Consider the following 8,357-nt stretch of genomic DNA (forward strand, 5'->3'; position numbering starts at 1 on the left):
CATATTTAACGCACGAGTCAAACCCGCCACAAATTATCAATATCTTCTTTCGTATTATATAATGCCAGGCTGGCACGCACTGTTCCCGGAATATTAAATCTATCCATCACCGGCTGTGCACAGTGGTGTCCGGTACGTACCGCTATCCCCAGCTTATCCAGAATCACACCTATATCATACGGATGTACGCCATCCACCACAAAGGATATCACCGACGACTTGTATTCTGCCTCGCCTATGATGCGTACACCAGCAATGGCTTTCAGCTTTTGCGTAGCGTATGCCAACAGCTCGTCCTCATGTGCTTTAATATTCTCTATTCCTAAAGAATTGATATAATCTATCGCCGCTGCGAAACATATTCCTGCCTCTATATTAGGTGTGCCGGCCTCAAATTTGAAAGGAAGTTCGTTATATGTCGTCTTCTCGAAGGTCACATCTTTAATCATATCGCCTCCTCCTTGGTATGGTGGCATAGCGTCCAGAAGGACACGCTTGCCGTATAACACGCCCACGCCTGTAGGAGCATACATCTTATGCCCTGAGAAGGCTAAGAAGTCCACATCCAGCTCCTGAACGTCAATGGCTATGTGCTGAATGGCCTGCGCAGCATCTACCAACACCGGAACATTCCTCGCATGAGCCATCTCTATGATTTGCTTTACCGGATTGATAGTTCCCAAAGCATTAGAAACATAAGCCACAGCAACGATTTTGGTCTTATCGGAGAGCAGCTCCTCATAAGCCTTCATATCCAACTCACCTTTATCGTTCATAGGAATGACACGCAATACTGCACCCCTGTCTTCGCAAAGCATCTGCCAAGGCACTATGTTAGAATGATGTTCCATGGCAGAAATGATGATTTCATCTCCTTCGTGGACAAAAGCTTTACCGAAGCAACTTGCCACTAGGTTGATACTTTCGGTGGTACCTTTGGTAATGATTATCTCCGCCTCTTCCTTGGCATTGATGAATTGTTGTACCTTACGACGCGTAACTTCAAATGCATCGGTAGATAGCTGACTCAGATAATGCACACCACGGTGTACATTCGAATTCATCTCCTCATAATAATTTGTAATAGCGTCAATTACAAACTTAGGTTTCTGCGTCGTCGCCCCACTTATCTAGATAGACCAAAGGCTTGCCATTGACCTCTCTTTTAAGGATAGGGAAATCGTTGCGTATTTTATTTATATCGAATTTTTCCAATTTTTTCTTATATTAATGTTACAAAGGTAATACTTCTTTAATTCAAATATCAGAATTAAATGTATTCTTTTGGTCAAAGTAAAGCTACACGGTAAGTTTATTTTCCATCATAAAAAGGGTTTTAAATCATTTCTACACCTATTTTCAGATTTATTTCTATAACTTTGTATTTAGTTATGCAAGAAATACCTTTAAATATCCCTGAAGGATCCAGGAAAGAAGTAATGGCCTATCTGGAGCCATTCATGCTCAATGAGATGAGCGAGTATTTGAAACCTGTAGAAGAGATGTGGCAGCCGTCCGATTTTCTTCCGGATGCCTCAAGGGATACTTTTTTTGAGGAAGTTCGCGATTTACAAGAAAGTGCAAAAGAACTTCCCTACGACCTGGTGGCCGTATTGATCGGTGATACCATTACCGAAGAAGCACTACCTACCTACGAATCATGGCTTACCATGGTCGAAGATGTCAACAAAGATGAAAACAGTGGATGGATGAAATGGGTCCGTGCATGGACTGCCGAAGAAAACAGACATGGAGACCTGTTGAACAAATACCTTTACTTATCCGGCCGCATTAACATGCGCGAATTCGAGATGAGTATGCAATATCTGATTCAAGACGGATTCGACATCGGTACGGGAGCTGATCCTTATCGTAATTTCATCTACACCTCCTTTCAAGAGCTGGCAACAAATATATCACACCGACGTGTTGCCGGAATAGCTAAAAAAAGTGGAGACAAGCTACTGGCAAAAATGTGTGGTGTTATTGCTTCCGACGAAGCCCGCCACGCCAAAGCATACATGTCTTTTATCGCCAAAGCTTTCGAGGTAGATCCAAGCGAAGTGATGATAGCCTTCGAAGATATGATGCGTAAAAAAATCGTCATGCCTGCCCACTTCCTCAGAGAATCGGGAGAGCCTCAAGGTGGTGCTTTCGCCCACTTCTCGGATGCTGCACAGCGCATGAATGTGTACACCGCCATAGATTATGTAAATATTCTTAAAGAACTTATACAGGATTGGAAAATAGATAAAATTAGTGGATTGAACGAAAAAGGAGAAAAAGCACGAGATTATCTGATGAAGCTACCAGACAGATTACTTCGCCTAGCTGACAGAATAAAAGTGCCAGAAATAGAATATAAGTTCAAATGGATTTACGGATAAAACAAAACCCACGCTATAAACGTTCTTACTAAAGAACGTTTTTTTTTATTTCCGTAATGTACAACAGTAGCCGAAGAATTAAGCTCGCTTAGTAAGAATTTTAACTAAGATCATTTCCCATAATCTACTAACATTCAACAATATGTGTATTTTATACACTAAGTTAAAATTGTTTAAGCAACTATAAAATATTCAAAAGTTAGATTTAAATAAATTTTAATTAACAATAAGACATAAATATTAAGATTTTGATATTGAAATATCCTACTTTTTTAAGATATTTGCACTGCAATTAACACAGAAAATTAAATAAACAAGCGATATGTTATTAAGTCGTTCTGAGCGTTCTTTCCCTCGAGTTATCATCATTGGTGGCGGCTTTGGAGGAGTAGAGGTAGCAAAAAATTTAAAAGATAAAGAAGTTGAAGTTCTGCTTATCGATCGTAACAACTTCCACACTTTCCAACCCCTTATGTACCAAGTAGCTACAGGTACTCTTGCAGCAGACTCGATTTCCTTCCCTCTTCGCAAAATGTTTAAAAACCAGCACAACTTCAAATTCAGAATGGCTGAGGTTTTAAGCATTGACAGTGTTAAGAAAGAAGTTCATACATCGGTAGGTACATACGATTATGATTATTTGGTAATCGCCTCAGGAGCTACAAGCAACTTCTTTGGCAATAAGGAAGTAGAGAAAAATTCCTTACCAATGAAGAGCATCAAGGAAGCCCTAAACATCAGGAGCTATGTATTACAAAACCTTGAAAAGGCAGTATTATTAAAAAATGCTTCTGAACGTGCCCCATACTTGACATTCGTAGTGGTAGGTGGCGGCCCAACAGGTGTAGAATTGTCGGGAGCCATTGCTGAAATCCAACTACATGTGCTTAAGAAAGATTACCCAGAACTTTCGGTAAACGAAATGAAAGTTTATTTGGTAGAAGGCACTGGAAAAGTATTAGGCGCATTATCTGAAAAATCGCAAAGAGACGCTGAAAAATACCTAAAAGAACTAGGTGTCAACGTGTTGCTCAACACACAGGTTACAGGATATGACGGAGATATTATCACCTTCAACAACGGTGAAAGCATCAAAACAAAAACAGTCATCTGGGGTGCCGGCGTAAGAGGTCAGTTTCCGGAAGGTATTGATGCTTCCCTTATCGAAAGAGGTAACCGCATCCGCACAAACGGACAATGTCAAATCGAAAGCATGGACGGCGTCTACGCTATAGGTGACGTAGCAGCGATGATCACGGAAGATACCCCTCGAGGACTTCCAGGCGTAGCTCCAGTAGCACAACAGCAAGGAGCATATGTTGCCAAACATATCAGCAACATCATCGAAAACAAACCTAACACTGAAAACTTCAAGTATTTCGATAAAGGTTCAATGGCCACTATCGGTCGTAGCAGAGCAGTCGTAGATATTGGTAAATTCCATATGAGTGGCTTCTTAGCTTGGTTGACATGGATGTTCGTTCACTTAGTGTCTATCTTCGGCTTCCGCAATAAGTTGGTAACCTTCGTAAACTGGTCTATCAAGTTCTTAACGAAAAATTCAGGCGTTCGCCTTATCGTTGATAAATACGAAAGAGCCGTAGACAAAGAAACTACGACTACAAACGCGTAAGTATCCTTTTAATCCTATATTAAATCAAAATAATAAGTACAAATGTCGACAATGAAAATTGCCGACATTTTTTTATTTAGTACTTTTGGCAATAAATCAAAACTTTCATTATGGACAACAAGACGATAGCACGTGCATTCAAACTTTGCGGACAGCTGATGGAACTGCACAATGAAAACCCGTTCCGTACCAAAGCTATGTCCAGTGCCTCGTTCAAGATAGACAAACTCCCCTTCCCTGCTGCCAATGCCTCTATAGAAGAGCTTAGCGCTCAGCAAGGAATAGGTAAAAGTACCGCGGAGAAAATCTTTCAAATCATCAATACAGGAAGCTTCCCGGAATTGGACGAACTTATTTCCCAAACACCGGAAGGAATTCTGGAAATGCTCAAAATAAAAGGACTAGGGCCTAAGAAAATACAAGTCATCTGGAAAACCTTGGAAATAGAAACTGTAGGTGAGCTTTATTATGCGTGCAACGAAAACCGTCTTATAGAAGCCAAAGGTTTCGGATTCAAAACACAGGAGGAAATAAAAAAAGCAATAGAGTTCACTATGGACAACCAGGGGTGGTACCTTTTTGCCAAAGCCGAAAACAGCGCCTTTGTCCTCCTAGATAAGCTATCCTCCGCTTTCCCTCAATACCGCTTTTCATTTGCTGGGGCTTTTAGAAGAAAATGTGAAATATTGCAAAAGGTGGACATCCTCACGGAAGCTCCTCACACAGAAGTAAAGGATTTCATCTCGCAGTTGAACATTGACTTTGCTGAAGATCCGCAAAACCAAACGCTTGCTTTTACGGATGAAAACTCCTGCCCTTTTGTTGTCCATTTTACTTCCAACGAAAGCTTCGCCAAAGATTTGTTGCTAACAACTGGTAATGAAAAGCATATTGAACAACTGAAAAACATTACTCCTGAAATCCCTGAGGCAGCAACGGAGGAAGAGATATATCATAAGATGGGTCTGCAATACATCGAACCTGAATTGCGCGAAGGCTTTGATGAGCTTGAAAAAGCACAAAAAAACACACTACCAAACCTAATAACCTTTGAAGATCTAAAAGGTACCTTACACAACCACTCCACTTACTCCGATGGAGTACATTCCTTATCGGAGATGGCCCGTTACTGTAAGGAAGAATTAGGATTATCATATCTGGGCATCTGTGACCACTCCAAAACCGCCGTATATGCCAACGGCCTTACCGTAGACCGCTTGGAAGAACAGTGGGCTGAGATAGATGAGCTGAACGCGATGCTGGCCCCTTTCAAAATTTTCAAAGGTATTGAATCGGATATATTATCGGACGGATCGCTGGATTATCCGGATGAGATATTGGCAAAATTTGATTTTGTCGTAGCCTCCGTACATAGCAATCTGAAGATGGATCAGGAAAAAGCTACACAACGTCTGATCAAGGCCATTGAAAATCCTTACACAACCATATTGGGACATCCTACAGGAAGACTGTTGCTTTCACGTGCCGGATATCCTTTAGATTTCAAAAAAATTATAGATGCCATGTGCAGCAAACCAAGTGGTCATAGAAATCAATGCCAACCCTTTACGATTGGATCTAGATTGGAGATGGCATCGCTACGCCTTAGAAAAAGGGGTGTTGCTATCTATCAATCCGGATGCCCATCGTACCGAAGGACTGCTTGATATGCATTATGGAGTGAATGTAGGCAGAAAAGGAGGCCTGACCCCAAGCACATGTTTGAACGCCTTCAGCCTCGAACAGATTACAACCTATTTCCAACAAAGGAAAACACATATTCAATAAGATATTTATTAAAGCCTCTTGGATGAGAAGAGGCTTTAATAATTTTAGAAAGTACAGACTATTAAATTCATACCTTTATTAACTTTGCAACACATAAGCTAAAATATGCTGGATAATATAATACATTACTTCGAAAGCATTAACCCTATACTTGCTGCCTTATACGCCACCCTCTTTACATGGTCCATAACAGCGTTAGGTGCTGCTTTTGTCTTCTTCTTCAAAAGCTACAATAAGAACATTATGGATTCCATGTTAGGCTTTACGGGAGGGGTCATGGTGGCCGCAAGTATATGGAGCCTACTTATTCCCGCAATAGATATGTCGGAAGGTGAACGTTTTACGAAGGTCATGCCTTCCGTTATAGGATTTCTCTTAGGTGCAGGCTTTCTATATGCCATCGACCAAAATTATCCCCACCTACATATACACTTCAAAAAGGTGGAGGGAGTAAAAACAGCATGGCAGAAAACTACGTTAATGATTTTGGCGATCACGCTGCACAACATTCCGGAAGGTTTGGCCGTAGGGGTTCTCTTTGGGGGTGTGGCAGCAGGTATTCCTGAAGCCAGCATAGCAGGAGCGGTATCTTTGGCTGTAGGTATTGGCCTTCAGAACTTTCCGGAAGGAATAGCCGTATCCATGCCATTACGCCGTATGGGCATGTCCCGACGCAAAAGCTTCTTCTATGGGCAGCTCTCGGCCATAGTAGAACCTATAGCGGGGGTGCTCGGCGCACTTGCTGTAACATTCTTCGATCCCCTATTACCTTATGCATTGGCCTTTGCCGCCGGTGCCATGCTTTTTGTGGTCGTCGAAGAAGTTATTCCTGAAGCACAGCAAAACAAAAATTCTGATCTTTCTACCTTGGGATTTATTTTAGGATTTATTGTGATGATGAGCCTGGATGTGGCCTTAGGATAATAAAAAGAGAAATCCATAAAAAAGAGATACCTGTATGGTATCTCTTTTTTTTGAGCCTCCTATCGGGATCGAACCAATGACCTACTGATTACAAGTCAGTTGCTCTACCAGCTGAGCTAAGGAGGCTTTTGGTGGAGGGAGAAGGATTCGAACCTTCGAAGCCGAAGCAACGGATTTACAGTCCGTCCCATTTGACCGCTCTGGAATCCCTCCGAGCCCGTGGTCTTACCACTTCAGAGCCTCCTGTCGGAATCGAACCAACGACCTACTGATTACAAGTCAGTTGCTCTACCAGCTGAGCTAAGGAGGCCTAACATCTTTTGAGCCTCCTGTCGGAATCGAACCAACGACCTACTGATTACAAGTCAGTTGCTCTACCAGCTGAGCTAAGGAGGCTTAAGTGTTTAAGACCGAGTGCAAATATCATAAGTTCACACCAATATTCCAAATTATTGGAAGCTAAAAATGGCCTTTAAACACTAATAAACTGAATATCAAACTTATTTTTTGAGTATAAAACTCTATTTAGAGCCCATAGCTTACCTTCACGGTAATATTTGCTGTCTTTGCTCTGGAAGTTGTATTGAATACACCTCCATACGAAAATTCTTCATTACTATTTTGTCCTGTGATCTGAAAAATTCCTAAATCTGCTTTCAATAATTTTCCTAAACTACTCCCGGATTCCTTCGCTATATTTTCTGCACGGCTTTTCGCATTTTGGGAAGCTTCAGCGATCAACGCCAACTTTAAATCTTCCAACTTCGAATAATAGTAATTAGGTGCATTAGACATCAATTCCACTCCCTGAGAGATCAACCCCGAGATTTCGCGGGAGGCATTGTCTACCTTATCCAACTCTTTCGATTCTACGATTACATTTTGACTGAGACTATAACCTGCGAAAGTGTTGTAACTATTCCCTCTTTCGTCGGTATGATAGTTAAAATCACGTACTATGATGACCGGGTCAAAAACGATTTCACTTTCTTTGATTCCCTTTTGCACGAGGAAGTTCTTGACCAACTCTCGATCTTTTCTGAGTTGCTCGGAAGCTTCACTAAGGTTCATAGACTTACGGCTGTAGGTCGCAGTCCACTTCACGATATCCGAATCAAAATCTTTCTTCGCATTACCCGTCACGGTAATGACTTGGTTCACCTTATACTTATATTTATAAGCACTTCCTAAGATGCAGGCCGTCCCTATTAAGGCCACAGCTGCTATAACACTGATAATAATAGATGTATATTTCATAAAATTTCTAATTTTCCTTATATAACGTAAAACGACTAAATAAACGTGCCAAAATTGTTGCAAAAACCTTTCATTTATTTGACTACCTTTGGTATTATTAGTTTAGATTAAACCTATGAACAATTACTTTAAAATTTTTGTTACTGTTTGTTCGGTTTTTTCAATAGCACAAGCGCAGGAAAAACCGCCATTGACCATAGAGGCCTTTGACTCTTGGAAAAGCATTGGTTACAATGCTATCTCCAAATCCGGCAAGTACGTCTATTACACCGTCAACGCACAAGAAGGTGATGCCTACACAGAGCTGAAAGATCAAAACAACAACCTTCTGCTACATGTGCCAGAGGCGTATCTCCCAAACTTAGCAA

Annotated in this window: 6 protein-coding genes, 4 tRNA genes and 1 pseudogene; 5 read left to right on the top strand and 6 right to left on the bottom strand. The window is 41.2% G+C overall.

Going from position 1 to position 8,357, the window contains the following annotated elements; genetic code table 11:
- Positions 1-17: 17 nt before the first annotated feature.
- A pseudogene (locus SD31_RS10995) lies at positions 18-1,215 on the bottom strand (SufS family cysteine desulfurase).
- A gap of 176 nt (positions 1,216-1,391) precedes the next feature.
- Between SD31_RS10995 and SD31_RS11000 the strand changes: the two are divergent.
- The 4 genes from SD31_RS11000 (at position 1,392) to SD31_RS11015 (ending at position 6,732) form a co-directional block, all read left to right on the top strand.
- Complete coding sequence (locus SD31_RS11000) at positions 1,392-2,387, top strand: acyl-ACP desaturase (RefSeq protein ID WP_039054151.1); 996 nt, start codon at positions 1,392-1,394, stop codon at positions 2,385-2,387.
- Between the two features lie 322 nt (positions 2,388-2,709).
- Positions 2,710-4,020, top strand: coding sequence for an NAD(P)/FAD-dependent oxidoreductase (locus SD31_RS11005; RefSeq protein WP_039054152.1), 1,311 nt, complete (start codon positions 2,710-2,712; stop codon positions 4,018-4,020).
- 110 nt (positions 4,021-4,130) lie between these two features.
- Positions 4,131-5,687, top strand: a complete 1,557-nt coding sequence (locus SD31_RS11010) for a helix-hairpin-helix domain-containing protein (RefSeq protein ID WP_316929860.1) — start codon at positions 4,131-4,133, stop codon at positions 5,685-5,687.
- 226 nt (positions 5,688-5,913) lie between these two features.
- Positions 5,914-6,732 carry a ZIP family metal transporter gene (locus SD31_RS11015; RefSeq protein WP_039054153.1) on the top strand — a complete coding sequence of 273 codons (819 nt, stop codon included), beginning with the start codon at positions 5,914-5,916 and terminating at the stop codon, positions 6,730-6,732.
- 53 nt (positions 6,733-6,785) lie between these two features.
- Here SD31_RS11015 and SD31_RS11020 read toward each other — a convergent pair.
- From SD31_RS11020 to SD31_RS11040, 5 genes are all read right to left on the bottom strand, one after another.
- Positions 6,786-6,858 (bottom strand) — tRNA-Thr (locus tag SD31_RS11020).
- Between the two features lie 3 nt (positions 6,859-6,861).
- Positions 6,862-6,945: transfer RNA gene (locus SD31_RS11025), tRNA-Tyr, on the bottom strand.
- Positions 6,946-6,969: 24 nt separating this feature from the next.
- Positions 6,970-7,042: transfer RNA gene (locus SD31_RS11030), tRNA-Thr, on the bottom strand.
- Positions 7,043-7,055: 13 nt separating this feature from the next.
- A tRNA-Thr gene (locus SD31_RS11035) sits at positions 7,056-7,128 on the bottom strand.
- A 129-nt stretch (positions 7,129-7,257) separates the two neighbouring features.
- Positions 7,258-7,989 carry an SIMPL domain-containing protein gene (locus SD31_RS11040; protein ID WP_039054154.1) on the bottom strand — a complete coding sequence of 244 codons (732 nt, stop codon included), beginning with the start codon at positions 7,987-7,989 and terminating at the stop codon, positions 7,258-7,260.
- A gap of 115 nt (positions 7,990-8,104) precedes the next feature.
- Here SD31_RS11040 and SD31_RS11045 point away from each other — a divergent pair.
- A partial coding sequence (locus SD31_RS11045) for a hypothetical protein (protein ID WP_039054155.1) occupies positions 8,105-8,357 on the top strand: 253 nt, incomplete at its 3' end.

This window comes from Sphingobacterium sp. T2, assembly GCF_000814685.1.
Lineage (GTDB): Bacteria > Bacteroidota > Bacteroidia > Sphingobacteriales > Sphingobacteriaceae > Sphingobacterium > Sphingobacterium thermophilum.

Excerpts from the sequence above, each read along its gene's own strand:
- SD31_RS11005 (WP_039054152.1), top strand. The coding sequence starts at position 2,710 with ATGTTATTAAGTCGTTCTGAGCGTTCTTTCCCTCGAGTTATCATCATT.
- SD31_RS11010 (WP_316929860.1), top strand. The coding sequence starts at position 4,131 with ATGGACAACAAGACGATAGCACGTGCATTCAAACTTTGCGGACAGCTG.
- SD31_RS11040 (WP_039054154.1), bottom strand. The coding sequence starts at position 7,989 with ATGAAATATACATCTATTATTATCAGTGTTATAGCAGCTGTGGCCTTA.
- SD31_RS11000 (WP_039054151.1), top strand. The coding sequence starts at position 1,392 with ATGCAAGAAATACCTTTAAATATCCCTGAAGGATCCAGGAAAGAAGTA.
- SD31_RS11015 (WP_039054153.1), top strand. The coding sequence starts at position 5,914 with ATGCTGGATAATATAATACATTACTTCGAAAGCATTAACCCTATACTT.